The 24,276-nt window shown below is 64.6% G+C and carries 22 protein-coding genes; 8 read left to right on the forward strand and 14 right to left on the reverse strand.

The features are described 5' to 3' along the window. Positions 1 to 18 precede the first annotated feature (18 nt). Complete coding sequence (locus NRG23_RS26440) at positions 19 to 951, reverse strand: AraC family transcriptional regulator (protein WP_009050511.1); 933 nt, start codon at positions 949 to 951, stop codon at positions 19 to 21. Between the two features lie 331 nt (positions 952 to 1,282). Here NRG23_RS26440 and NRG23_RS26445 point away from each other — a divergent pair, with 331 nt between their 5' ends. Further along, the gene (locus NRG23_RS26445; RefSeq protein ID WP_257372876.1) at positions 1,283 to 1,648 is read left to right on the forward strand and encodes an antibiotic biosynthesis monooxygenase family protein; all 366 of its coding nucleotides are present in this window, start codon (positions 1,283 to 1,285) and stop codon (positions 1,646 to 1,648) included. Positions 1,649 to 1,657: 9 nt separating this feature from the next. Continuing rightward, entirely contained in the window at positions 1,658 to 1,930 is a 273-nt protein-coding gene (locus tag NRG23_RS26450) for a hypothetical protein (protein WP_009050509.1), read from the forward strand. A gap of 39 nt (positions 1,931 to 1,969) precedes the next feature. Here NRG23_RS26450 and NRG23_RS26455 read toward each other — a convergent pair whose 3' ends face one another. The 6 genes from NRG23_RS26455 to NRG23_RS26480 all read right to left on the reverse strand — a co-directional run bounded on the left by NRG23_RS26455 (position 1,970) and on the right by NRG23_RS26480 (position 9,965). Beyond that, complete coding sequence (locus NRG23_RS26455; protein ID WP_028683257.1) at positions 1,970 to 2,599, reverse strand: flavin reductase family protein; 630 nt, start codon at positions 2,597 to 2,599, stop codon at positions 1,970 to 1,972. Positions 2,600 to 2,741: 142 nt separating this feature from the next. Then, positions 2,742 to 3,125, reverse strand: a complete 384-nt coding sequence (locus NRG23_RS26460) for a hypothetical protein (protein WP_257372880.1) — start codon at positions 3,123 to 3,125, stop codon at positions 2,742 to 2,744. 483 nt (positions 3,126 to 3,608) lie between these two features. After that, positions 3,609 to 4,931 (reverse strand): MFS transporter, encoded by a 1,323-nt coding sequence (locus NRG23_RS26465; protein WP_009050506.1) that lies wholly within the window; start codon positions 4,929 to 4,931, stop codon positions 3,609 to 3,611. Positions 4,932 to 5,201: 270 nt separating this feature from the next. Then, on the reverse strand, positions 5,202 to 6,536 hold the full coding sequence (locus tag NRG23_RS26470; RefSeq protein WP_038634714.1) for a sigma-54 dependent transcriptional regulator: 1,335 nt from the start codon (positions 6,534 to 6,536) through the stop codon (positions 5,202 to 5,204). After that, a complete protein-coding gene (locus NRG23_RS26475) occupies positions 6,530 to 8,296 on the reverse strand; it encodes an ATP-binding protein (protein ID WP_038634712.1) in 1,767 nt (588 codons plus the stop codon). The genes NRG23_RS26470 and NRG23_RS26475 overlap by 7 nt, the downstream gene beginning before the upstream one ends. 145 nt (positions 8,297 to 8,441) lie before the next feature. Continuing rightward, the gene (locus tag NRG23_RS26480; RefSeq protein WP_257372885.1) at positions 8,442 to 9,965 is read right to left on the reverse strand and encodes a fumarate hydratase; all 1,524 of its coding nucleotides are present in this window, start codon (positions 9,963 to 9,965) and stop codon (positions 8,442 to 8,444) included. A 358-nt stretch (positions 9,966 to 10,323) separates the two neighbouring features. Between NRG23_RS26480 and NRG23_RS26485 the strand changes: the two genes are divergently transcribed. Genes NRG23_RS26485 through NRG23_RS26495 form a run of 3 tightly spaced genes read left to right on the forward strand, consistent with a single transcriptional unit; the run spans position 10,324 to position 13,139 of the window. Next, positions 10,324 to 11,430, forward strand: coding sequence for a diguanylate cyclase (locus NRG23_RS26485; RefSeq protein WP_009050502.1), 1,107 nt, complete (start codon positions 10,324 to 10,326; stop codon positions 11,428 to 11,430). Then, entirely contained in the window at positions 11,423 to 12,361 is a 939-nt protein-coding gene (locus NRG23_RS26490) for an iron-sulfur-binding ferredoxin reductase (protein ID WP_009050501.1), read from the forward strand. Before NRG23_RS26485 ends, NRG23_RS26490 begins: the two co-directional genes overlap by 8 nt. Before the next feature lie 28 nt (positions 12,362 to 12,389). Then, positions 12,390 to 13,139, forward strand: coding sequence for an enoyl-CoA hydratase-related protein (locus NRG23_RS26495; RefSeq protein WP_016703371.1), 750 nt, complete (start codon positions 12,390 to 12,392; stop codon positions 13,137 to 13,139). A 183-nt stretch (positions 13,140 to 13,322) separates the two neighbouring features. Here the strand turns inward: NRG23_RS26495 and pyk are convergent, their stop codons facing one another. Then, entirely contained in the window at positions 13,323 to 14,774 is a 1,452-nt protein-coding gene (gene pyk, locus NRG23_RS26500; protein ID WP_009050499.1) for a pyruvate kinase, read from the reverse strand. Positions 14,775 to 14,931: 157 nt separating this feature from the next. Between pyk and NRG23_RS26505 the strand changes: the two genes are divergently transcribed. Beyond that, positions 14,932 to 15,306 (forward strand): tol-pal system YbgF family protein, encoded by a 375-nt coding sequence (locus tag NRG23_RS26505; protein ID WP_009050498.1) that lies wholly within the window; start codon positions 14,932 to 14,934, stop codon positions 15,304 to 15,306. Positions 15,307 to 15,458: 152 nt separating this feature from the next. Then, positions 15,459 to 15,818 (forward strand): PilZ domain-containing protein, encoded by a 360-nt coding sequence (locus NRG23_RS26510; protein ID WP_009050497.1) that lies wholly within the window; start codon positions 15,459 to 15,461, stop codon positions 15,816 to 15,818. A 3-nt stretch (positions 15,819 to 15,821) separates the two neighbouring features. On the opposite strand, the gene NRG23_RS26515 is transcribed toward NRG23_RS26510, so the two are convergent. From NRG23_RS26515 to NRG23_RS26540, 6 genes are read right to left on the reverse strand one after another with little or no spacing between them, the layout of a single operon-like run. Then, positions 15,822 to 17,153, reverse strand: a complete 1,332-nt coding sequence (locus NRG23_RS26515; protein ID WP_257372888.1) for a DUF58 domain-containing protein — start codon at positions 17,151 to 17,153, stop codon at positions 15,822 to 15,824. Positions 17,154 to 17,211: 58 nt separating this feature from the next. After that, entirely contained in the window at positions 17,212 to 18,237 is a 1,026-nt protein-coding gene (locus tag NRG23_RS26520; RefSeq protein WP_103331432.1) for a MoxR family ATPase, read from the reverse strand. Beyond that, a complete protein-coding gene (locus NRG23_RS26525; RefSeq protein WP_009050494.1) occupies positions 18,234 to 19,397 on the reverse strand; it encodes a DUF4350 domain-containing protein in 1,164 nt (387 codons plus the stop codon). Before NRG23_RS26525 ends, NRG23_RS26520 begins: the two co-directional genes overlap by 4 nt. Beyond that, the gene (locus NRG23_RS26530) at positions 19,394 to 20,932 is read right to left on the reverse strand and encodes a DUF4129 domain-containing protein (RefSeq protein ID WP_101283300.1); all 1,539 of its coding nucleotides are present in this window, start codon (positions 20,930 to 20,932) and stop codon (positions 19,394 to 19,396) included. The genes NRG23_RS26525 and NRG23_RS26530 overlap by 4 nt, the downstream gene beginning before the upstream one ends. Then, the gene (locus NRG23_RS26535) at positions 20,919 to 21,896 is read right to left on the reverse strand and encodes a stage II sporulation protein M (RefSeq protein WP_009050492.1); all 978 of its coding nucleotides are present in this window, start codon (positions 21,894 to 21,896) and stop codon (positions 20,919 to 20,921) included. Before NRG23_RS26535 ends, NRG23_RS26530 begins: the two co-directional genes overlap by 14 nt. Beyond that, on the reverse strand, positions 21,893 to 22,615 hold the full coding sequence (locus NRG23_RS26540) for an RDD family protein (RefSeq protein ID WP_101283298.1): 723 nt from the start codon (positions 22,613 to 22,615) through the stop codon (positions 21,893 to 21,895). Before NRG23_RS26540 ends, NRG23_RS26535 begins: the two co-directional genes overlap by 4 nt. Positions 22,616 to 22,797: 182 nt before the next feature. Here NRG23_RS26540 and sbcB point away from each other — a divergent pair, with 182 nt between their 5' ends. Continuing rightward, entirely contained in the window at positions 22,798 to 24,228 is a 1,431-nt protein-coding gene (gene sbcB / locus NRG23_RS26545) for an exodeoxyribonuclease I (protein WP_009050490.1), read from the forward strand. Positions 24,229 to 24,276 lie beyond the last annotated feature (48 nt).

The following is a 24,276-nucleotide window of genomic DNA, read 5'->3' on the forward strand; positions in this document are numbered from 1 at the left end:
CAGTTTCGGTGATTGCGCTTATCGGACGCTGCTGCGCAGGCGCGCCATGTCCCGCAGCGGCGGGGCGCCGAACTGGCGGCTGTATTCGCGGCTGAACTGCGAAGGGCTTTCGTAGCCGACCCGGTAACCGGCGGCGGACGCCTCCAGCCCCTCGGTCAGCATCAGGCGCCGGGCTTCCTGCAGGCGCAATTGCTTCTGATACTGCAAGGGGCTCATGGCGGTCATGGCCTTGAAGCGGTGGTGCAGGGTCGACACGCTGAGGTTCACCCCACGCGCCAGATCGTCGATGCGCAGCGGTTGCTCGTAGTTGCTGTTCAGCCATTTGATGGCCTGGCTGACCCGATGGCCCTGGCTGTTGGCGATGGCAATCTCATACAGCCGGTGGCCCTGAGGGCTGCGCAGCAGCCGGTAGAGAATCTCCCGACGAATCAGCGGCGCGAGCATGGCGATGTCTTTGGGCGTATCCAGCAGGCGGGTCAGGCGCAGCACGGCGTCGAGCATCGGCGTATCCAGGCGCTCCACATACAGGCCGCGGCCGACCGGACGGTTCGGCACCCCCAGCGGCCCGGCATCGGCGATCAGCGTGCTGATCTCGGCCGGGTCGATGTCCAGGCGCAGGGCCAGGACCGGTTCCAGCGGCGAGACATCGGCCAGACGCCCGCTCAACGGCATGGAAACCGAGACCACCAGGTAGTTGAGCGGGTCGTAGTTGAACTCCTCGTCGGCCAGCCGTACTTCCTTGCGACCCTGGGCCATGATGCACAGGGCCGGCTGGGCCAGCACCGAGGCGAAATCGTGGGAGTGGCTGTAGCGCGAGACGAACAGCGACTGGATCGCCGTGGCGTAGCTGCCGTCTTCGCCGGTGTTGCGCGCAATGATCCCGGCCAGCTCCGCCCGCTGTTTTTCCATCTCCGCATCCAGTGGCGGCTGCTGGGTTTCGAGCGATGACATGAAGGCCCCTCCGGGAAGATTGCGAATGGCCACAGCTTAAATTTGTGCAAGCGCCAGGGGTAGGCGAATCCTGCGCAAATCTTGCCTGATCCTGCCGCACGTGCGCGCGTGAGCAGAGCCGGGTCCTGCACGCGGGCTGTCACTTGCTTGAAACAACGTTGTGGTTTTTTTCCGCAGCCAGGTCCGGCCTCGGTGTTGTCCAGCCAGGTTCGCAGGATTGTGCAATGCGCTGGCAGGAATCGACTAACGGCCGTTGCGCCGGACGCTTAATCTTGGATCCTGTCGCAGCCCGTCCCATGGCTGCCTCGACACCACCCTGGGAGGGTCGCACATGTCCACGCATATTCCCGTCAGCCACATGGCATTCGTTCGCGCCCGCGCCGGTCGCTCAACCGAGCTGGGTGCTCGCTTGAGCAGCCTGATCGAACCATCCCGCCAGGCCACAGGTTGCCTGCACTTCGCCTTGCAGCATTCGCAGTGCGACGCTGATTTGTGGCTGGTCTCCGGATTCTGGAGCAGCCAGCAGGCAATGACCGATTACTTCTGCTCGCCGGCCATGGCGATATTCGCCGAGCTGGTCCAGGACCTGGTGGTCAACAGCCTGGATTTCCATACCTTCCGCGACGTCTCGGCGGCCCAGGCCGAAGGCGAATACGCACAACTGAACGGGGCACCGGTACACCAGCTGGCCAGCTGAGGGTTTAGAATGGCCGACTTTCCATTGGCCAGGACCAGCAACATGGCACGTAAAGAGTTTGCAGCATACGAAGCGGTTTCCGCCGTGGTTCCAGGTGAAGGGGGCTACAGCGCCGCCATCGCGGTCAAGGCCCTGGGTGGTTCAGGGGCACCGCGCTTTCACAAGATCCTGGACGACCAGAAATTCAAGACCGCCCATGACGCCGACCAGGCTGCCGCGCAGAAGCTTGAGCAGTTGATCGACGTGAACGAAGACGGCGAACTGGCCTGGGCAACGGCCTGATCCAGGTTGCTGATCTGAAAAACTATCTGATCTGAAAAACTACCTGACCGCCCCCGGGCGGAACATCTTGAACAAGGCCTCTGGCCCCAGCTGGAAATAATCCGCCGGCCCGCCGCCGCGCAGAATCGGTTCTGCCGCGGCGGTGTCGTATATCCCATCCTTGAGCAGCCACTTGGCGATATGCACGGCGACCACTTCGCCGAGGATCAGCCAGCTGGGCACCAACTCCTGATCCGCGCGCTGCAGTTGAATGATCTGGGTGACCTTGCACTCGAAGGACACCGGGCTTTCGGCTACCCGCGGCACAGCAATCACTTTCGAGGCCACGGGCGTCAGCCCCGCCAGTTCGAACTCATTGACCTCGGCCGATACGGCGGCGCAGCTCTGGTTCATCTGCTCGGCCAGCGGGCGGGTGGCGAGGTTCCAGGCGAACTCGCCGGTCTGCTCGATGTTGTTCAGGCTGTCTTTGCGACCGACGCTGGAGAAACCGATGATCGGTGGAATGTAATTGAAGGCGTTGAAAAAACTGTAGGGCGCCAGATTCAGCCGGCCTTGCGTGTCCTGGGAGGAAATCCAGCCGATCGGCCGCGGGCCGACGATGGCATTGAACGGATCATGGGGCAGGCCGTGGCCCTGGGCGGGTTCGTAGTAATGAATGTCTTCGGACATGACAGGCTCTTGCGCGGACAAAGAGGGAAGCTCGCCATAGTGCAAGCCATTGAACGTGAATGCCAGCTTGCGGCGCGCGGTTTTTCCCCGGGCCAGAAACACTAAGCCCGGCCGAAGCCGGGCTGCGGGACATCCCTGAGGGTTAGCCGATAGCGGCGGCAGTCCCGGTGCGATCGAAACCATCGGAGGCGACTGCGCCAGCGGTGCCGGTGTGATCGAAGCCATCGGAGGCGACTGCGCCTGCGGTGCCAGTGTGATCGAAGCCATCGGAGGCGACTGCGCCAGCGGTGCCGGTGTGATCGAAACCATCGGAGGCGACTGCGCCTGCGGTGCCAGTGTGGTCGAAGCCATCGGCAGCGATAGCGGCGGCGGTGCCGGTACGATCGAAACCGTCGGAAGCCAGGCTGGCGCTGGCCGAGCTGCCCGAGGTGAAAGTGGCCGAGCCAGTGCGGTCGTAACCATCGGCGGCGAAGGTGTTGGCAGCCAGTACGGAAAGGGTCAGGGCGAGGATCAGTTTGCTTTTCATGGTGGTCACTCCAGGTTCGTTGACGTTTTGTGCAGTGGGTGTGAAATGGATACTACGCCAGTTAATTTGATTAAAAAGCGTAAATATGTGCTTAAAAATATCGATTAAATCGATGTTTGTGGCGTCAGGAACCACTGCATAAAGCCGCTTTGCTGCTTCTACGTGTTTGACGCGCCGACACCGATTTCGATGGAGGCAGGATGCGGGCAGGGCATTAACCGATCATTAACCTGTCCGGGCCGTCGAAATATCGTGATCAACGGTTTGATTGGCGGGGGCGGGAATGTTGTTGGCGATGAATGCCGGAGGGCTTGCTACGTGAGCTGGAGGGCAGGTCTTGATCGTTGAGCGGGCGGTGTTGCGGTGATCGCGGGCAAGTCGGATTGCCGCCCGCTCGCTCCTACAGAAGCACGCTTGCTCGCGATGGATTTTTACCTGACAGCACAGCGCGAGGGCCTTGCACCCTCGCGCTTTTTTTGCCGGTCAGTCAGTCTCGATCCGCGAGTGTTTGCGGGTGTCTTTCATGGTGATGTAGACCAGCAGCGACACGGCGATGCAGGCGGTGACATACCAGTAGTAACCGGTTTCCATGCCGACGCTCTTGAACCACAGCGCGATGTATTCGGCGGTGCCGCCGAAGATCGACACAGTCAGCGCGTAGGGCAGGCCCACGCCCAGGGCGCGGATCTCGGTCGGGAACAGCTCGGCCTTGACCACCGCGTTGATCGAGGTGTAGCCGCTGACGATGATCAGCGCCGCCATGATCAGGAAGAACGCACCCCACCAGCTCTGGATGGTGTGCAGGGTGGTGAGGATCGGCACGGTGAAAAGAGTGCCGAGGATGCCGAAGGCGATCAGGATCGGACGTCGGCCGATCTTGTCCGACAGCGCGCCGATCACCGGCTGCAGGCACATGAACAGGAACAGGGTCGCCGCGGAAATGGTGGTGGAGTCGGAGATGCTCATGCCGACGGTGTTCACCAGGTATTTCTGCATGTAGGTGGTGTAGGTGTAGAAGGCCAGGGTGCCGCCCATGGTCAGGCCGACCACGGTCATCAGCTCTTTCGGATGACGCATCAGGGTGCGCATCAGGCTTTCTTTCGGCTTTTCCTTCTTCTTGGTGAAGGACTCGGTTTCTTCCATGCCGCGACGCAGGTACAGCGCGACGATCGCGCACAGGGCGCCGATGCCGAACGGAATGCGCCAGCCCCAGGATTGCAGCTCTTCGGTGGTCAGCACGTTCTGCAGCACGATCAGCACCGCCAGGGCGATGAGCTGGCCGGAGATCAGGGTCACGTACTGGAAGCTGGAGAAGAAGCCACGACGTTCCTTGGTCGCCATCTCGCTGAGGTAGGTGGCCGAGGTGCCGTATTCGCCGCCGACCGACAGGCCCTGCATCAGGCGCGCCAGGACCAGCAGGATCGGGGCGCCGACGCCGATGGTTTCATAGCCGGGAGTCAGGGCGATGATCAGGGAGCCGAAGCACATCAGCAGTACCGAGGCCATCAATGCGGCCTTGCGGCCCTTGCGGTCAGCGTAGAGCCCCATCAGCCAGCCGCCGATCGGACGCATCAGGAAGCCCACGGCGAAGATCGCAGCGGTGTTGAGCAGTTGTGCGGTGGTGTCGCCTTTGGGGAAGAAGACTTTGGCGAAGTACAGGGAGAAGGCGGCGTAGACGTACCAATCGTACCACTCGACCATGTTGCCGACCGAACCGCTGAAGATCGATTTCAGGCGACTGGCGGTGGTCTTTTCTTTGGCAGGCGCAGCTGCCGCCCCAAGAGGCAGGGTTTGCGAGTTATCCATGACGGATCCTTCATTTAATTGTTTTTGTGGAGCGCGCCGAAACGCAGCCTGCTGGGGCTATAGCAGGAGCTGTGCCAGGAACCGAGAGGCCCGGTTTAGAAGGGTCTTGAGAATTCGATGAGCGGAAATCCGCTCATTGGCGAAGGTGCGTGAGCGGAAAGTTGCCGATGAGGGTGGTGTTGCTGAGGGCGTCTTCGCGAGCAAGCTCGCTCCTACAGAAGCTAGGTGATCCCTGTAGGAGCGAGCTTGCTCGCGATAGGACCTCGGGCCTCACTCCTCCCCGAGAAACATCTCCCGCGCCAGCCCATGGCGCTGCATCTTTTCATTGAAGGTGCGGCGCGGCAGTTGCAGCTCATTGAGCACCGCCTTGATATCGCCCTTGTGCCGGGTCAGCGCGGCCCGCAGGCATTGCGCCTCGAAGGCTTCCTGCTGCGCCGCCAGGGACTGGCCGGGATCGATGGCTTCCGGCTCGGGCTCGCCCAGGCCGAGCACCTGGCGTTCGGCGACGTTGGCCAGTTCGCGCACGTTGCCCGGCCAGTCGTGGCTGAGCAGGCGGCTCAACTGCGCTCCGCTCAGGGGCACGACGCCGCGGCCCAGGCGTTCGGCGGCGGCATGGGCGAAGTGTTCGTACAGCAGCGGAATGTCCTCGCGTCGATCCCGCAGCGGTGGCAGGCGCAGCTGCGCGACGTTCAGGCGGTAGGCCAGGTCTTCGCGAAAGCGCCCGGCGCGGGCTTCGTCCAGCAGGTCCGGCTTGGTCGCGGCAATGATCCGCAGATCCACGGCAATGCTCTGGTTGGACCCCAGTCGCTCGAGCTTCTGTTCCTGCAGCACACGCAGCAGCTTGACCTGCTGGGCCAGCGGCATGCTTTCGATCTCGTCGAGGAACAGGGTGCCGCCGTCGGCGTATTCCAGCTTGCCGATGCGCTTGCCCTGGGCGCCGGTAAAGGCGCCGCTTTCATGGCCGAACAACTCGGCTTCGAACAGCTGCTCGGGAATCGCCGCGCAGTTCAGGGCGACAAAGGGCTTGTCGGCGCGCGGCCCGAAATCATGCAGGCAGCGGGCGACCAGTTCCTTGCCGCTGCCGGTCTCGCCGCGGATCAGCACGTTGACCGGCAGCGCGGCCAGGTCGACCACCTGGCGCCGCAGGGTCTGCAAGGCGCGGGATACGCCGAGCAGGGTGGAGTCGATTTTCTCCCGGGTATCGGCCTGTTCGTGCAGGCGCCGGTTCTCCAGGACCAGGCTGCGTTTGTCCAGGGCACGGCGCAGGCTGCTCAGCAGGGTTTCCGGGCTGAAGGGTTTTTCCAGGAAGTCATAGGCGCCGTCGCGCATCGCTTCCACCGCCATCGGCACGTCGCCGTGGCCAGTCAGCAGGATCACCGGCAGGTCGGGGTCGCGTTGCTGCACCTGTTTGAGCAGCTCCAGGCCGCTGATGCCAGGCATGCGCACGTCGCTGAGGATCACCCCGGGGAAGTCCCTGGGCAGCCGGGCCAGGCAGTCCTCGGCGCGGCTGAACAGCTGCACCTCGAAGCCCGACAGGCTCAGCCATTGTTCGACGGCGGTACGAATACTGGCTTCGTCGTCGACCAGCATCACCGAATTCAACATGGGATATGCGCCTCCAGGTCGATGGGCAGGCTCAGGGTGAAGATCGCGCCCTGGCCTTGATTGCCGGCGCTCAGGCGCCCGCCCAGTTCGTGGACGATAGCGTAGGACACCGCCAGCCCCAGGCCCAGGCCGTCGCCCACCGGCTTGGTGGTGAAGAACGGATCGAAGACGTTCGGCAGGTGTTCTTCGGCGATGCCGCCACCGCTGTCGATGACGCTCAGGTTCCACAGCTGCTGGTCGGCTTCGAGGCGGATTTCCAGGTGCTTGAGGGGCTTGTCGTGCATGGCGTCCAGGGCGTTGCGCAGCAGGTTGATCAGCACCTGCTCCAAGCGTATGGCATCGCCGCGCACCCAGGCCGGGCGCGTCAGTTGCAGGCGCGTGTCGACCTGTTCGTCGCGCAGCCGGGTGTCCAGTAGTTGCAGGGCCTGGTCAACCACCGCCGCCAGGTCCAGGCGTTCACGCAGGCCGCTGGGGCTCTTGCGGGCGAAGGTTTTCAGGTGGCCGGTGAGGCTGGCCATGCGGGTCAGCATGTCGTCCAGCGGTTTCAGGGCCTGGTAGGCCTCGTCGACCCGCCCGTGATCGAGCAGCAGGCGCAGGGTGGCCAGCTGCATGCGCTGGGTGGTCAGCGGCTGGTTGATCTCGTGGGCCAGGGCCGCGGACATCTGCCCCAGGGCCGCCAGCTTGGCCGATTGCACCAGGCCGTCCTGGGCGGTGCGCAGGTCGCGGGTGCGTTCCTCGACCAGGCGTTCGAGCTCTTCGCGGCTGCGCTGGCGCAGCCTGGCCAGGCGCCAGCGCTGGTTGAGGAACAGCAGGAGGAACACCAGGGTCAGCCAGGCGCCGGCGGCGGCCAGGCCGGCGTTGCGTCGGTCTTCGAAGGCGATCTGTGGGCGGCGCAGCAGGTGCAGGGTCCAGCCTTCGGTGGCCAGGGGCAGGGACTCCCACAGGTAGTCGACGCTGCCGTCCGGGCCCTCGACCCGGGTCAGCGTACTGTCGTCGTCAAAGCGTCGCAGTGGCCGGTGTTCGAGCGGGGTCAGCAGTTGTTTGTCGTACTGCCGGGTGGCCTTGAGTTCGGCGCGGTCGCTGTCCGACAACGGGCGCAACTGGCGATAACGCCAGCCCGGCTGGTTGGCGATGAACACGATGCCACGGGCATCGCTGACCAGCAGGGTGTCGCTGCCCTGGCTCCATTCGCGTTCCAGTTCGGGAAACTCCAGTTTCACCACCATGGCGCCGAGGAACTGTTCCTGCTCGTCCTTGACTGCGCTGGAGAGGAAATAGCCGGGAATGCCGCTGGTGACACCCACCGCATAGAAGCGTCCGCTGCCCTGGCTGCGGGTCTGGCTGAAGTAGGGGCGAAAGCCGTAGTTGTGCCCGACGTAGCTGCTGGGCAGGCGCCAGTTGCTGGCGGCCACCGCGAGGCCGGTGTGGTCCAGCAGCTCCAGGGTGGAGGAGCGGGCGGCGCCGTTGATCCGTTCCAGTTTGCGGTTCAGGGCGTCCTGCTGTTCCGGGCCGATCGGGCCCTTGAGCGCCGAGCGCAGTTCCGGGTCCAGCGCCAGCACGGCGGGCAGGGCGCGGTAACGCTCGATCAGGGTATGCAGGGAGTTGGCGTACAACGCCAGTTGCTCGCTGGCGCGGGCGGCATCGTCTTCCAGCGCCTGACGTTCGGCATGGCGCATGGCGAAGGTCGCGCTGACCACGGCGCCGGCCAGAATCACCAGGGTATAGAAGGTCAAGCGCAGCGGGCGGGAGATCTGGACCATGAGTCAAGGGCAGGCTGAAAGGGGCAGGCAAGATAACATGCCTGTCCGAGGCTTCGTTGATCGTGGACAGCCCTGGCCCGGGCAGGCATGAAAAAGGCGGCGCTGCTCATCGAGCAACGCCGCCTTGGGTGACCGGCCGAAACGCTTACTGCACTTCTACCGCCAGGCTTTCACTGATCTTTTTCTGCCAGATGGCAGGACCGGTGATGTGCACCGACTCGCCTTTGCTGTCGACCGCGACAGTGACCGGCATGTCTTTGACTTCGAACTCGTAGATCGCTTCCATGCCCAGTTCGGCAAAGGCCAGGACCTTGGACTTCTTGATCGCCTGGGCCACCAGGTAGGCAGCGCCGCCGACGGCCATCAGGTACACGGCCTTGCTGTCCTTGATCGCTTCGATCGCGGTCGGGCCGCGCTCGGACTTGCCGATCATGCCCAAGAGGCCAGTCTGCTCGAGGATCTGGCGGGTGAACTTGTCCATCCGCGTCGCGGTGGTCGGGCCAGCCGGGCCCACCACTTCGTCACCGACCGGATCGACCGGGCCGACGTAGTAGATGAAGCGACCCTTGAGGTCCACCGGCAGGGTTTCGCCCTTGTTCAGCATCTCGACCATGCGCTTGTGCGCGGCGTCGCGACCGGTGAGCATCTTGCCGTTGAGCAGGACGGTTTCGCCCGGCTTCCAGCTCTGCACTTCTTCCGGAGTCAGGGTGTCGAGGTTGACGCGACGGGCCGACGGACCGGCTTCCCAGACGATTTCCGGGTAGGCGTCCAGAGGTGGCGCTTCTAGGGACGCAGGGCCCGAGCCGTCGAGCACGAAGTGCGCGTGACGGGTCGCGGCGCAGTTCGGGATCATGCACACCGGCAGCGAGGCGGCGTGGGTCGGGTAGTCCATGATCTTCACGTCGAGCACGGTGGTCAGGCCGCCCAGGCCCTGGGCGCCGATGCCCAGCTGGTTGACCTTCTCGAACAGCTCCAGGCGCATCTCTTCGATACGGTTCTGTGGGCCGCGGGCCTTCAGCTCGTGGATGTCGATGGATTCCATCAACACTTCCTTGGCCATCACCGCGGCTTTCTCGGCGGTGCCGCCAATGCCGATGCCGAGCATGCCCGGCGGGCACCAGCCGGCGCCCATGGTCGGAACGGTCTTCAGCACCCAGTCGACGATCGAGTCGGACGGGTTGAGCATGGCCATCTTCGACTTGTTCTCGGAGCCGCCGCCCTTGGCCGCCACGTCCACTTCCACGGTGTTGCCGGGAACGATGGAGTAGTGGATGACCGCCGGGGTGTTGTCCTTGGTGTTTTTACGAGCGCCCGCCGGGTCGGCGAGGATCGAGGCCCGCAGGACGTTTTCCGGCAGGTTGTAAGCGCGACGCACGCCTTCGTTGATCATGTCGTCCAGGCTCATGGTCGCGCCGTCCCAGCACACGTCCATGCCCACGCGTACGAATACGGTGACGATACCGGTGTCCTGGCAGATCGGGCGGTGGCCGGTGGCACACATGCGCGAGTTGATCAGGATCTGCGCCATGGAGTCACGGGCCGCTGGCGATTCTTCGCGCAGGTAGGCTTCGTGCATCGCCTGGATGAAGTCCACGGGGTGGTAGTAGGAAATGAATTGCAGGGCGTCGGCAACGCTCTGAATCAGGTCGTCTTGCTTGATCACGGTCATGAGTCGCGCTCCTCTAAAAGACGGGAACATTTAATAAGGTGCTTGCAGCTTGGGTGCATCGGTCGGTTGCAAACACCTTCAAGGCACGCCGGACACACTGGCGCGACGCTAAAAAGGCGCGGCAGTATACCGCGCCTCGGGGCCAGGCACACGCATCGGCAGTCAAACCAAAGTCGCATGCCCGGGACACGCCAGCCGGGGATGCCGCCAGGCATGACGGTAAGCGCGGCCCGGGGCGGGATGGCGCCGGGCGGGGACAAAAATGGGATAGTTATTTTTTGGCGACACCACTAAAGTGGCAAGTGGCCTGTAGGGTAGGAAACTCTTTAAAGCCCCCTTTCGCATGGTGAGTCAACGATTGACCCATAACGCTATCCAGAGTCTTTTACTCAAGCGCTTCGTTCTTGCGGCGGGTACCTATGGACTGGCGTTACTGCTGCTCTGGCTGGCGATTTTCAGTGGCTACTATTCGGCGCCGCTGCGTTCGGCGCTGATCGATACCGGCTTGGTGGTGCTGAGCCAGGCGGTGCTGCTCTGGCTGTTTGTGTCCGGGCGCAACCTGCGCTTTCGCGACCCGAGCCTGACCGAGATCCAGATCCTCCTGGGCATCGGCTGGCAGACCTGGATGCTGGCCCACCTCGATACCGCGCGCGGCACCTTCCTGGTGTTCTATCCGCTGACGCTGTTGTTCGGCCTGTTCCATCTTCCGCGCCGGGCCTTCGTGCGGTGCGCCCTGTGCATTTTCATCGGCTTTGCCGGGATCACGCTGTGGGACGGCTACCACTTCCGGCTGGCCGATCCGATGCTCGCCGTGCTGCAGGTGTGCGTGCTGTTCGTGGTGCTGGCCTGGCTGTGCCTGTATGCCAGCTATGTGCAGGCTTCCCGGCAGCGCATGCGGCAACGGCGCTTCGCCTTGCAGGCGCACCAGGACACCTTGCGCGGCATGATGCGACAACTGGAAGACCTGGTCGCCACCGACGAACTGACCGGCCTGTACAATCGACGGCATTTCCTGCGGCTGGCGTCGCGCGAACTGCACGCGATGAGCCTGGACCAGATGCATGGCCTGGCGCTGATCGACCTCGATCACTTCAAGCGGATCAACGACGTGCACGGCCATGCCGCCGGCGATCAGGTGCTGCAGGCGTTCGCCGCCGTGGCCAGCGCCTGCTTGCGCGATGGTGATGTATTGGCCCGCTACGGCGGCGAGGAGTTTGTCATGTTGTTGCCCGATTGCGATCCCGAACGCCTGACCTCCTGCTGTGAGCGTCTGCGCGTGGCCTTCATGGACGCCCAGTTGATCGGGGTCGAGGTGCATGGCCTGAGCCTGTCCGTGGGGATGACCCTGGTGGAGCTGGGCGACGATCTGGACGACGCCCTGCAACGCGCCGACCAGGCGCTGTACCGGGCCAAGCGCGACGGGCGCAACCGCTGCGCCGCGGCCTGGGAAAATATCGATGCCTGAGCTGCGTGTCGGTGAGCGGCAGTGGTCGGTGGCCGCCGGCAGCAATCTGCTCGATGCCTTGAATCAGGCTGGCGTGGCGGTGCCTTACAGCTGCCGTGCCGGCAGTTGTCACGCCTGCCTGGTGCACTGCGTCGAGGGCCTGCCCAGCGACAGCCGGCCCGATGCCCTGAGCGACGATCAGCGCCAGCGCGGCTGGCGGCTGGCCTGCCAGTGTCAGGTGGTGGAGGACCTGCGGGTCGAAACCTACGACCCGCTGCGCGATGGCGCGCCGGCCGAGGTGGTGGGCGTCGACTGGCTGTCGGCCACGGTGCTGCGCCTGCGCTTGCAGCCGGAGCGCAACCTGCGTTATCAGGCCGGCCAGCACCTGGTGCTGTGGACGGCCTCCGGCGTGGCGCGGCCGTATTCGCTGGCGAGCCTGCCCGGCGAAGACCGTTTTCTCGAATTCCACCTCGATTGCCGCCAGCCCGGCGAGTTCAGCGACGCGGCGCGCCAGCTCAAGCCCGGCGATGGTTTGCGCCTGGGCGAGCTGCGCGGCGGGGCGCTGCATTACGACCCGGACTGGCAAACCCGGCCATTGTGGCTGCTGGCGGCGGGCACCGGGCTGGCGCCCTTGTTCGGCATCCTGCGCGAGGCTTTGCGCCAGGATCATCAAGGCGCCATCCGCGTCATTCACCTGGCCCATGACGCCAGCGAACATTACCTGGCCAAGCCTCTGGCGGCGCTGGCGGCGAGCCGCGCCAACCTCAGTGTCGAGCTGTGGACCGCGACCGAGCTGCCAGCGGCTTTGGCACAACTGCGGCTTGTTTCGCGGCAAACCCAGGCCTTACTCTGCGGGCACCCCGACAGCGTCGATGCCTTCGCCCGACGCTTGTATTTGGCGGGGCTGCCGCGCAATCAACTGCTGGCCGACGTATTCCTGCCCCGTGGTTGAGCGCTGATCCGGCCTGAGCGAGACCCCCATGACCGATACCATCCTGCTTGAACGCGAGGGCGGGCTGTTGACCCTGCGTCTGAACCGCCCGGACAAGAAAAATGCCCTGACCCGGGCCATGTACAGCCAGTTGGCCGAAGGACTGCGACAAGCCGACGCCGACCCTGAGGTCCGTGCGGTTCTGCTCAGCGGCAGCAGCGACTGCTTTACCGCCGGCAACGACATTGCCGACTTCCTCCAGCAGCCGCCCAGCGGGCTCGACAGCCCGGTCTTCCAGTTCATGCGCAGCCTGTTCGAATGCCGCAAGCCGGTGGTCGCCGCGGTCGCGGGCCCGGCCGTGGGGATCGGCACCACCCTGTTGCTGCATTGCGACCTGGTGTACGTCAGCCGCGATGCCCGCTTGCGCATGCCTTTCGTCAATCTCGGCTTGTGCCCGGAGTTCGGTTCCAGCCTGATCCTGCCGCGCCTGCTCGGGCCGGCCAGGGCCGCGGAGCTGTTGCTGCTGGGCGAAGGTTTCAGCGGTGAACAGGCGGCGCAGTGGGGCATTGCCAACCTGGCCTTGGCCGATGGCGTGGCGACCCTGGACAAGGCCCGGGAGATGGCGCTGCGTTTCGAGAAGCTGGCGCCGCAGGCGGTGCAGATCAGCAAGCAGCTGATGCGCACGCCCGATCGCGAACAACTGCGCAAGGTGATCGAGGAGGAGGGCATCCTGTTCACCCAGCGCCTGCATTCGCCGGAAGCACTGGCTGCCTTGTCGGGGTTTCTTGCCAAGGGCTGATTCCAGCCCTGTAGGAACGAAGCTTGCTCGCGATCGCGGGCAACGCGTTGTTTCTGGTGGACCGCGGTGTAGCTATCGCGGGCAAGTCGGATCGCCGCCCGCTCGCTCCTACAGGTTCGCAGGATCCATAAAAAAGCCCCGCAGTCTTCACTGCGGGGCTTTTTATTGTTGCATCAGGGGGACTCAGACCATCGGGTCGCCAACGTGCAGGATCTTCATGCCGTTGGTGCCGCCGGTGGTGTGGTAGCTGTCGCCCTTGGTCAGGATCACCCAGTCGCCTTTCTCCACGACGCCGCGCTTGACCAGCTCGTCGATGGCCTTCTGGCTGACTTCGCTTGGCGGCAGGGATGCCGGGTCGAACGGGATGGTGTAGACGCCACGGAACATCGCAGTGCGGGCCTGGGCTTCGCGGTGCGGGGTGAACGCGTAGATCGGCACCGAGGAGCGGATACGCGACATGATCAGCGGGGTGTAGCCGCTTTCAGTCAAGGCGATGATCGCTTTAACGCCCGGGAAGTGGTTGGCGGTGTACATGGTGGCCAGGGCAATGCTCTCGTCGCAGCGCTCGAAGGTCTTGCCGATGCGGTGGCTGGAGGTCTTGCTGGTCGGGTGCTTTTCCGCGCCGATACAGATACGCGCCATGGCCTGGACCGCTTCGAGCGGGTAGGCGCCAGCGGCGGATTCGGCGGACAGCATCACGGCGTCGGTGTAGTCGAGCACGGCGTTGGCCACGTCGGACACTTCGGCGCGGGTCGGCATCGGGTTCTGGATCATCGACTCCATCATCTGGGTCGCGACGATCACCGCCTTGTTGTGGCGACGCGCGTGCAGGATGATTTTCTTCTGGATGCCCACCAGCTCGGCGTCGCCGATTTCCACGCCCAGGTCACCACGGGCCACCATCACGGCGTCGGAGGCCTTGATCAGGCCGTCGAGGGTTTCGTCGTTGGCCACGGCTTCGGCGCGCTCGATCTTCGCCACCAGCCAGGCGGTGCCGCCGGCCTCGTCGCGCAGTTGGCGGGCGTATTCCATGTCCGCGGCGTCGCGTGGGAAGGACACGGCCAGGTAGTCCAGGTCCATGGCCGCGGCCAGCTTGATGTCGGCCTTGTCTTTTTCGGTCAGGGCCGGGGCGGTCAGGCCGCCACCGCGACGGTTGATGCCCTTGTGGTCCGACAGCGGGCCGCCGATGGTTACGACGCAATGCAGTTCGGTGCTGGTGGCGGTTTCGACACGCATCACCACGCGGCCGTCGTCGAGCAGCAGCTCGTCGCCCACGCCGCAGTCCTTGACCAGGTCCGGATAGTCGATGCCGACGATGTCCTGGTTACCTTCGGTCAGCGGGTGGCTGGTGGAGAAGGTGAACTTGTCACCGATCTTCAGCTCGATGCGCTTGTTGGCGAATTTGGCGATACGGATCTTCGGGCCTTGCAGGTCACCCAGCAGCGCGACGAAGCGGCCATGCTTGGCGGCCAGGTCACGCACCAGCTTGGCGCGAGCCTTGTGCTCGTCCGGGGTGCCGTGGGAGAAGTTCAGGCGGGCGACGTCCAGGCCAGCCAGAATCAGCTGTTCGAGAACTTCCGGCGAGTTACTGGCCGGGCCAAGGGTAGCGACGATTTTGGTACGACGGACGGACATGCAAAGACTCCTGAGTTCAAGCGCAACGAGAGGCTACTATGGTCCGCAGCTGTAGTCATTGTTCGTTTGCACTACTTATTCGTTTGTTTCTTTAAACGAACATTCCTGAAGATTTTCCAACGCGGGTCGATAACGTGCACAAGACAGGAGAACCCCCATGCGATTCGTGCTCATTGCTGCCCTGGCCGTCAGTGTTGTCGGCTGTACCCGCTGGTCGATGGACCATCATCTGAATACCGCCTACCGCGCCTATGACGCCGGCAACTGCGAACGGGTGATACTCGAACTGAGCCAGGTCGACCGCACGAGTCGCTCGCGCCCTTATATCCAGCCCGAGGTATCGATGCTGCGCGGACAGTGCCTGGAGCGGCAGAAGCTGTTCCTCGATGCGGCGCAGACCTATCAGTACATCATCACCGAGCACCCCAACAGCGAATACGCCTACCGCGCCCGCGCGCGCCTGGAAACCCTGCAGCAACTGGGGCATTTCCCTTCGCGCGGCAGCGCTCAAGCGCGTCCGACCGCGTTGTAACAATCGTCATCAGGCTATTGCTGATCCCGCATGAGCCTTGAGCTAACATCTGTGAGCCTGTTTTAGAGTATTGTTTCTAAAATGGGCCGACCGGGGCCGACAGTCCTCGGCGCGACGATGTTGAATGACCTTCTTGAATAGCGATGCATGACATGTTCACGGACCGGCGGATCGAGCGGCACCAGTTGCCGTGTTTTTTGAAAGTGTTCAATCGGCTGACCGATCGACCCATCGGTTATCTGGGCAACGTCTCCGAAGACGGCTTCATGTTGATCAGCCAGTTGCCGATGCTGATCGGCGCCGACTTCGAGTTGCGCCTGCAGGTGCCCGGCCGCGACGGCCAGCTGCAATCGATCGAGATCACTGCCTCCTGCCGCTGGTGCCATGAAGATGTCACGCCCCATCATTACGACACCGGCTTCGTGCTGCTGCGTTCGCCTCCCGAGTACCGCGAGCTGGTGACGGCCTTGCGCAGCTACTTCAGTTTCTACCCGTTGCAGACCTCCGCCTGACCGTTACAGCGTCCCGGCCTTTTTCCAGCTGAGGTAACGGGTCACCAGTTCCGCCCCCAGTTCACCCGGCCGCACATCGAGCAGGGCAACGCCCTGGGCGCTCAGGCGCTCATGCAGGTCGGCACGGGCATTCAGGTAATTGATCGTGCCGCAGTAAGTCAGGGCGTCGGGCAGGTTGTGCACGGGCGCCTGGTGCAGCTGATCGAGGACTTCCTCGCGCAGGCTGGCCACTAGCACCCGGTGCTGGCGCCCGAGGCGCTTGACCGCGGTCAGCAGTTCCTCGTCGTCCACGTCCCGCAGATTGGTCACCAGCACCACCAGGGCCCGGCGTTTCTGCCGAGCCAGCAATTCGCTGGCGGCGGCCTGGAAGTCGGCGCAGCGCTGGCTGCTGTCCAGGTCGTAGACAGTGTTGAGCAAGGCACTCAACTGGCCCGCGCCCTTGACCGGCGCCAGGTAGCGGCGGCGTTCGCCGGCAAAGGTGCTCAGGCCCACCGCGTCGCCCTGGCGCAAGGCGACATAACTGAGCAGCAGGCAGGCGTTGAGCGCATGGTCGAAATGCGCCAGTTCACCGTCCTGGCTGCGCATGCGTCGGCCGCAGTCGAGCATGAAGACGATCTGCTGGTCGCGTTCGTCCTGGTACTCGCGGGCAATCGGCGTGCGTTGCCGGGCGGTGGCTTTCCAGTCGATCTGGCGCAGGCTGTCGCCCTCGCGAAACTCGCGCAGCTGGTTGAACTCCAGGCCCAGGCCACGACGCGGCTGTTGCCGTACGCCGATCTGGTTCAGCCAGTTGTCGACGGCCAGCAGCCGGGCGCCGTAGAGACGGGCGAAATCCGGGTAGACGCGCGTGCTGTCGTTGAGCTTCAGCAACCGACGCGCCGACCACAGGCCCAGCGGGCTGGGCAGGCTGATCTCGCAGCGCTCGAAGTTGAAATGGCCGCGCTTGAGCGGACGCACCCGATAACCCAGCGCCTGCGACTGGCCCGGCTCCAGGAGCAGCGACTGCGGCAGGTATTCGAAGCCCAGGCCATCCGGCACATGATCGAACAGTTCCAGGGTCAGCGGCTGGGTAAAGTCGTGGCGAACCTCCAGGCGCACTTCGCTCCAGCGGCCCAGGGGCAGGCTGCCGGGCAACTGGCGCTGGAGCTGGGGCGAAGGCAGGCGCCTGAGCCTGAAGGCATCCAGCATGGCCAGCAGCAACAGGGCCAGGAGCAGGCCCCAGGCAATCGCTTGCAGGCTGGCGGCGACCGCCAGGCCGTAGGCGCGCGCGGCGCCGAGCAGCACGTCCAGCGCCAGCAATACGCCAAGCCAGGTCAGAAACAGGCGTGTGGGTTTCATCGCTTCGGCGGGCTCGCAGTCATGAAGCTCATAGTCATGAAACTCAAGGTCACAAAGCTCACAGTCGCGGTGCCGGCACTTGATCGAGCAGTTGCTTGAGCACCTGCTCCACCGACAGGCCTTCGATATCCAGCTCCGGGGCGATCCGCACGCGATGGCGTAGCACCGCCAGGGCGCAGCCCTTGATGTCGTCCGGAATGACGAACTCGCCGCCGCGCAGCAAGGCCCTGGCCCGCGCCCCGCGGACCAGGGCGATCGACGCGCGCGGCCCGGCGCCGAGGGTCAGCCCAGGCCAACTGCGGGTGGCCCGGGCCAGCCGCACGGCATAGTCGAGGACCTGCTCGTCCAGCGGCAGGTCGCTGGCGATCCGCTGCAGGGCCAGCACGTCCTTGGCCTGCAGCAGGGTACGCAGCGGCTGCACGTCGAGCATGTCGGCCCGGGGCGAGCGGGTGACCTGGCGGACCATGTTCAATTCCTCGTCGCTGTCCGGGTAATCCATGCGCAGCTTGAGCATGAAACGGTCGAGTTCGGACTCCGGCAGCGGGTAGGTGCCTTCCTGTTCGATCGGGTTCTGCGTGGCCAGGACCATGAAGGGCTGGGCGATGGGCAGTGCCCGGCCCTCGAGGGTGACCTGGCGTTCCTGCATGGCTTCGAGCAGGGCGGCCTGGGTCTTGGCCGGCGCGCGGTTGATCTCGTCGGCCAGCAGCAGGTTGGTGAACAAGGGGCCCTTGCGCAGCTTGAACTGCTCAGTCTGCAGGTCGTAGACCGCATGGCCGGTGACATCGCTGGGCATCAGGTCCGGGGTGAACTGGATGCGCGCGAACTCGCCGCCAAAGCAACGGGCCAGGGCGCGCACCAGCAAAGTCTTGCCCAGCCCCGGCACGCCTTCGAGCAGCACATGGCCGCCGGCGATCAGGGCGGTGAGCACGTCGTCGATCACCGCGTCCTGGCCGATCACGACCTTTTGCAGCTCGTGGCGCAGGGCCTGGGCCAACTGGCTGGCGCGCTGGCGTTGCTGGGCGGCATGCGCTTGCGCATGACCGGGCTCGGTGGCGGGAAGCGGTTCGGCGGGGAGGTCGCTCATAGGGCATTCCTGAGAGTTTGCAGGTGGGTGACCAGGCGGCTGAAGTCGGCGCTGGAAAGGCGTTGTGTCGGCTGGGGAGCCAGGGCCTGGCTGATGACGCTGTCCGGTTGCCGGGTGAGGCGGGCCAGTACCTGCCCTTGTTCGGCGGCGGTGAGTCGTTCGAAACCGGGATGCCGATGCTGGGCGCGGCGCAGGATGTCCTGGCGCAGGGCGTGCAGCAGTCCTTGCTGGCCGGTATGGCGCAGCAGGAAGTGGGCGCTGGCTTGCAGGTGCTCGCGCAACTGGCGCCGGGCCCTGGGGGCCGGGGCCTGCATCGGCCCGTGACGAACCCCGACATGCCACAGCCACAGGCCGAGCAGCGCCGCCAGGGCGACCAATGCCTGGGGGAAATACTTCAGCAGCAGGCTCCAGAGGCTGTCGTGATCGGTGTCGAACAGCAGGGTGACGTCGCTGTCGGCGCTCAGGTACCAGAGCAGCCAGGCGTTGTCGTACTTGGCGATGAGTGGGGTCTTCCAGATCTCGGCATCGGTGAGCACGGTAACCGAACCCTTGCCATAGCTCAGTTGCATCATGTGGGTCGCCCGGGCGCTGTTGGCCCAGGACTGGGCGAGGTTGTCCGGGTCTTCCAGGTGGAAGTCGGTATCGAAACCGATGTAGGCCGGCGCGTCTTCGTCTTCCAGGTAGAGCTTGGTCAGTTTCGGGTAAGGCTCTTTGCCGGCGCCGGGCGGCGGGGCTTTGAGGTCCTTGCTGAGAAACTGGCGCAGGTGCAGGCGATCGAGCAACAGGTCGCCGCTGCGTCCGGCCTCTTTGTTCCACAGTGCTTCGGCGACGAACAGCAGGCGCCCGCCGGCCCGGGCCCAGTCCAGCAGGTGCTCGACCTGCTGCGGCGTCATGTTCGAGCGCTCGCCCAGCAGCAACAGGCTGTGCTGTTCCGGCTTGAGGGTCGGCAGCACCTCCAGGCCGTTGGCGTGGTGGACCTGCAAGCCGCGCTGGCGCAGGAACATTTCCGCCGCCAGGTAAGGGTTGGCGCGGGCTTGCGGGGAGGGGCCGTGATCGATGGTTTCCTGATAGGGCCGGGCGTTGAGGTAGAGGTACAGCAGCAAGCCGCCGAGCAGGCCGGCGATCAGCAGCGCGAGCAGCGGTAGCAGGCGCCGGTTCATCGTGGGGCTCTCGGGCCGAACAGGGTCCGCCAGCCATCGCACAGTTCCTGCCTCAACTGCGCGGGAGGCAGGCGATGACCGTAGGCCAGGTTCTGCCAGTGCAGGGTCAGGCTGTTGCTGAACGCCTGGAGCTGGGGCAACTGCAAGGCCTTGACCTGTTCGAGGACCTGGCCCTCGGTGTCCGCCGGTTTCAGCGGCAGGCGAAAGTCATGCAGCAGCCGGCTCAGCAGCGCGCGGTACAACAGCCCGAGGGCTTCGCGTGGCTGCTGTGGCCAGAGCGCTTCGGCTGCGCTGGCGACATCCTCGGGCAAGGCGTCGGGGTTGAGGTCCAGGCCGAACAACTGTTGCGGAGCGGCGCGCGCGGGGATCTTGCCAGGCAGCGCTCGACGGCCGACAAAGGCCCGCAACCACTCGCGATGACGCCACACCAGCAAGGCCAACGCTCCCAGCAGCAGGGCCCAGAGCAGGATCTCCAGGGCCTTGGCCGCGGCGCCGAAGACGTTGCTGTCGAGCCGATCGATCAGGGCCTTGAGCCAGCCCGGCAGCTCGGATTGTTCAGCGCTTTTCGGGCTGTCTTCGGCGAACCGGTAACGGGTCACGGTCTGCGGGTTCTTGAAGGGCGGCTGGTCGAGGATCTGGTCGATGCTGTCTTTCGCGGCCTGGCTGGTCAGCGGTTGCTCCAGCAGGCGCGGGCTGTCGGGGGTGGCGAGCGGCTCGGCGGCCCAGGCCTCGGGCGCCAGGGGCAGCAGGCTCAGGCTGCCCAGGACCAGCAGCACGGCGACGCCGCTCAAGCGCTGGCGCAGGCGGCGCAGCACCAACTCGATGTCCCAGGCTTCCAGCAGCGTGCGGCGATTGAGGTAGAGGCTGAAGCCGCAGGCGACGTACACCGGCTCCCAGACAATCAGGATCAGCGCATAAAAGGCGTTGGTCAGGTGTTCGAGCCAGAGCCAGTCCTGCTCGGCGGCGGCGATCAACGTCTGCCAGTCCCAGTCCAGCTCGATCTGCTGCGGCAGCAGCAGATAGAACAGCGCCAGCAGGCCGATCCACAAAACACCTTCCAGGTGCACGCCGATCAGGGTCAGCCAGTGCGCGGCCCCGGCATAACGCTGTTGCAGCACCCGCACCCGTTGCTGGCGCGCCTCGCCGCTCAGGCCCTCGAGCTGCACCACGGGCATGATGAAGCTGCGGCTCAGGCTCAGGCGCCGCCAGGTCAGGCTGGCCAGCAGTTGCGGCTTGAGCAGCCTGGGCCATTGGCGCAGGGCCTGGCGCAAGGTCGGGGTTTCGCCGAACAGGGCCTTGGCGAGGATGTACAGCGGCAGCCGTTCGAAGGCCGGCTTGAGCCACCAGAACAGCAGCAGGGCGAGGGTGGGCGAGTCCCAGAGCAGCAGGCTGAGCAGGGCGAACACCGGCAGGGTGATCAGCGCCCAGCTGGTCATCAGCAGGCGCCGGTGGCGCTGGCTCAGCAGCACGCCCAGGTCCATGGCTTCCCAGGTGGTGCGCGGGCGAATCACCACGCTGGCTTCACTCAGGCGCATGACGGCGTCCAGCGAATATCAGGTAGGCCAGGACCAGCAGCCAGCAGGTGCCGCCGACCAGGTATTTGATCCAGAGCGCCGGCCAGGTCAGGGAGGACCAATAGGCTTCGATGAACGCGGCGATCAGCAGGAACAGGATGACCCCGCAGATCAACCGCACGCTGGTGCGCGCGGCCAGCAGCAAGGCTTCGCCGCGGGGCAGGCGCCCGGGGGCGATCAGCGACCAGCCCATTTTCAGCCCCGCCGCGCCGGCCAGGGCGATGGCGCTGAGCTCGAAGGCGCTGTGGCCGACGACAAACGACCAGAAGGTGGCGCCATAGCCGATCTGGGTCAGGTGGCCGGCCACCGCGCCGATGGTCAGGCCGTTGAAGAACAGGAAGAACAGGCTCCCCAGGCCGAACAGCAGGCCGCTGGCAAAGGTCTGAAAGGCGATGCCGATGTTGTTCATGATGTAGTAGCCGAACATCATCCAGTCTTCGCCGGCGGCCCGGTTGGCGAGGCGGCCCAGGCGACTGGCGTCCGGATCGTAGAGGCGTTGCATTTCGGCCACCTGTTGCGGGCTGACCACGCTGTAGATCAGTTCGGGCACCAGGTACACCAGCAGGCCGATACCCAGCAGGCTGCCAAAGAACACCAGGCTGGCGGCCAGGACGAAGCGCCACTGTTCGCGCACCAGTTGCGGGAAACCGGCCAGGATGAAGCCCAGGACCCGGGCGCCCAACGGGCTGCGTTGGCGATAGAGCTGCTGATGGCCACGTAGCGCCAACTGCTGCAGCGGGTCGACCAGGAAACTGCTGTAGCCGCGCTCCTGGGCCAGGGCCAGGTGCTGGCACAAACGGCGGTAATCCTCAGGGAAGCGGGCGCAGGTCTCGGGCGTCGCCTGGCCGCGCTCCAGTTGCTCGAGCTGTTCGCGCAGGCGCTGCCACAAGGCTTGATGACGGCTTTCGAACAGGCTCTGTTTCATGTCGGCCCCAGCAGCCCGCGGGCAATACCGTTGAGTTCGGCACTGGCCTGCGCCGGCGTTACATGCAGGGGCTCGGCGAGCAGGGCGGCCAGTTCCTGGACCCGCTGCGCGGACAGTTGCTCCTGGCGTTCGGCGAAGCTGAGGATAGCCCGCTGTTCGGCCAGGCTCAGGGCGAAGGCGGCGGTTTTGGCGGGCACGGCCGGCAAGGTTGGGCGGACCACCGGCTGCTCGCGATAGATCACCAGCGTGCCGGCGGCCAGGTCACCGAGGCGCTTGAAGGTCGGGTGCTGCAAACAGCTGATGGCGCCGAGGAAATAACCGAACGGCAGCATGTCGGCAAAACGCAGCAGGTTGCGGGTCAGGGAAGGGCCCCAGCCGATCGGCGTGCCATCGTCCTGCACGACCCGCAGGCCCATCAGTTGCTTGCCGGGCGAGCGGCCCTGGTTCAACACCTCGAACAGCACCATGTACCACCAACTGACCAGAAACAGCAGGATCGAGCCCAGCCCCATGCCGAGCTGTCCGAGAAACCCCAGGACAATAAACAGCACGCCGAGGATCAGGCCGCGAAAGCCCAGGTCGATGGCAAAGGCCAGGGCGCGCGACATCAGCCCCGCCGGCCGCAGCGGCAGGTCGATGCCTTCTGGCGTTTCGACCTGGTAGCGAGTGTCCAGTGGCGGGGGCAATGCTTTCCCTGGCAGTGCTGTCGTCTCGAGCATAGGCAACGTGAGGCTGGCCTGGTGGCGATGAATGACCGCCTGATGCTAGCAGTGTCGGAGGGGCGAACGACATCATTAACTGTCCCGCGTGACGTGCGCCGTTACCCTTGAATCGCAAGAAGGCTGGCCGCGGCCGGTGCCAAGCGCCTAGACTTTGCCGGTCTTTTGCTCAGGAACAGCCCGTGACTTCCATCTTCTGGTACGACTACGAAACCACCGGCATCAACCCGCGCTGCGATCGGCCGTTGCAGGTGGCAGGGATTCGCACCGACTTCGAACTCAACGAGATCGGCGAGCCGGTCAATCTCTATTGTCAGCCCAGCGACGACATCCTGCCCCATCCGGCGGCCTGCATGATCACCGGCATTACCCCGGGCCGGCTGGCCGAGCAGGGGCTGAGCGAAGCCGATTTCATGACCCGGGTGCACGCCCAGCTGGCGGCGCCGGGCACCTGTGGCGCCGGCTATAACACTCTGCGCTTCGACGATGAGATGACCCGCTACAGCCTGTACCGGAATTTCTTCGACCCTTATGCCCGCGAGTGGCAAGGCGGCAACAGCCGCTGGGACCTGATCGATGTGGTGCGCACCGCCTATGCTTTGCGCCCGGAAGGAATCGTCTGGCCACGGGACGAGGAAGGGCGGGTGACCCTGAAGCTGGAGCGCCTGACCGCCGCCAATGGCATCGATCACGGGCATGCCCACGAAGCGCTGTCCGATGTGCGCGCCACCATTGCCTTGGCCAAGTTGATTCGCGACAAACAGCCGAAGTTGTATGAATGGCTGTTCCAGTTGCGCAGCAAACAGAAGGTCATGGACCAGATCCGCCTGCTGCAACCGCTGGTGCATATTTCCGGACGCTTTTCCGCGGCGCGCAGTTATGTCGGCGTGGTCCTGCCGCTGGCCTGGCACCCGCGCAATCGCAACGCCCTGATTGTCTGCGACCTGCACCTGGACCCGCAGGGATTGCTCGACCTGGACGCCGAGACGCTGCGCCAGCGCCTGTATACCCGCCGCGAAGACCTGGCCGAAGGCGAGCTGCCGGTGCCGTTGAAGCTGATCCATATCAACCGCTGTCCGGTCGTCGCGCCGCTGAATGTATTGCGCGGCGAAGACCAGCAGCGCTTGCAACTGGACATGGCGGAATATAAGGCTCGGGCGCTGCGGCTAAGTGACGCACAAGAAGTTTGGCGGGATAAACTTGCGGCGATTTATGCCAGCGAGGATTTTGCTCCCAGCCTCGATCCCGAGCAGCAGTTGTACGACGGTTTTATCGGTGATCGCGACCGACGCTTATGCGAACAAGTGCGCAATGCCGAGCCGGTTCATTTAGGGCAAGAGCAATGGCCGTTCGATGATGAACGTTTGCCGGAATTATTATTTCGTTATCGCGCCCGTAACTTTCCTGACACCTTGAACGGGGAGGAGCAAGAGCGCTGGAAAACATTCTGTCAGCAGCGTCTGTGCGACCCGCAGTGGGGAGCGCCCAATACCCTGGAAAGTTTCAATCAGGCGGCTGCCGAACTACTGGCGAGTGCTACATCGATTCAGCGTCAGGTGCTGGATGAATGGCAGGATTACAGCCGGTCGCTGGCCCTGCGCTTCGGCCTTTGATTGTTCGGCTTAGAACATTTCGGGTATTTGCCGGAAATAAAAAAACGC

Origin of the sequence: Pseudomonas sp. T8, assembly GCF_024610635.1 — a bacterium.
Classification (GTDB): domain Bacteria; phylum Pseudomonadota; class Gammaproteobacteria; order Pseudomonadales; family Pseudomonadaceae; genus Aquipseudomonas; species Aquipseudomonas chlororaphis_I.

Bases quoted from the DNA above. Each gene is read 5' to 3' on its own strand.
- NRG23_RS26520 (WP_103331432.1), bottom strand. From the start codon at position 18,237: ATGAGCGACCTCCCCGCCGAACCGCTTCCCGCCACCGAGCCCGGTCAT.
- NRG23_RS26465 (WP_009050506.1), bottom strand. From the start codon at position 4,931: ATGGATAACTCGCAAACCCTGCCTCTTGGGGCGGCAGCTGCGCCTGCC.
- NRG23_RS26470 (WP_038634714.1), bottom strand. From the start codon at position 6,536: ATGTTGAATTCGGTGATGCTGGTCGACGACGAAGCCAGTATTCGTACC.
- NRG23_RS26445 (WP_257372876.1), top strand. From the start codon at position 1,283: ATGTCCACGCATATTCCCGTCAGCCACATGGCATTCGTTCGCGCCCGC.
- NRG23_RS26450 (WP_009050509.1), top strand. From the start codon at position 1,658: ATGGCCGACTTTCCATTGGCCAGGACCAGCAACATGGCACGTAAAGAG.
- NRG23_RS26440 (WP_009050511.1), bottom strand. From the start codon at position 951: ATGTCATCGCTCGAAACCCAGCAGCCGCCACTGGATGCGGAGATGGAA.
- NRG23_RS26540 (WP_101283298.1), bottom strand. From the start codon at position 22,615: ATGCTCGAGACGACAGCACTGCCAGGGAAAGCATTGCCCCCGCCACTG.
- NRG23_RS26480 (WP_257372885.1), bottom strand. From the start codon at position 9,965: ATGACCGTGATCAAGCAAGACGACCTGATTCAGAGCGTTGCCGACGCC.
- NRG23_RS26510 (WP_009050497.1), top strand. From the start codon at position 15,459: ATGTTCACGGACCGGCGGATCGAGCGGCACCAGTTGCCGTGTTTTTTG.
- NRG23_RS26495 (WP_016703371.1), top strand. From the start codon at position 12,390: ATGACCGATACCATCCTGCTTGAACGCGAGGGCGGGCTGTTGACCCTG.
- NRG23_RS26525 (WP_009050494.1), bottom strand. From the start codon at position 19,397: ATGAACCGGCGCCTGCTACCGCTGCTCGCGCTGCTGATCGCCGGCCTG.
- NRG23_RS26505 (WP_009050498.1), top strand. From the start codon at position 14,932: ATGCGATTCGTGCTCATTGCTGCCCTGGCCGTCAGTGTTGTCGGCTGT.
- NRG23_RS26515 (WP_257372888.1), bottom strand. From the start codon at position 17,153: ATGAAACCCACACGCCTGTTTCTGACCTGGCTTGGCGTATTGCTGGCG.
- NRG23_RS26535 (WP_009050492.1), bottom strand. From the start codon at position 21,896: ATGAAACAGAGCCTGTTCGAAAGCCGTCATCAAGCCTTGTGGCAGCGC.
- NRG23_RS26475 (WP_038634712.1), bottom strand. From the start codon at position 8,296: ATGGTCCAGATCTCCCGCCCGCTGCGCTTGACCTTCTATACCCTGGTG.
- NRG23_RS26530 (WP_101283300.1), bottom strand. From the start codon at position 20,932: ATGCGCCTGAGTGAAGCCAGCGTGGTGATTCGCCCGCGCACCACCTGG.
- NRG23_RS26460 (WP_257372880.1), bottom strand. From the start codon at position 3,125: ATGAAAAGCAAACTGATCCTCGCCCTGACCCTTTCCGTACTGGCTGCC.
- NRG23_RS26455 (WP_028683257.1), bottom strand. From the start codon at position 2,599: ATGTCCGAAGACATTCATTACTACGAACCCGCCCAGGGCCACGGCCTG.
- pyk (WP_009050499.1), bottom strand. From the start codon at position 14,774: ATGTCCGTCCGTCGTACCAAAATCGTCGCTACCCTTGGCCCGGCCAGT.
- NRG23_RS26490 (WP_009050501.1), top strand. From the start codon at position 11,423: ATGCCTGAGCTGCGTGTCGGTGAGCGGCAGTGGTCGGTGGCCGCCGGC.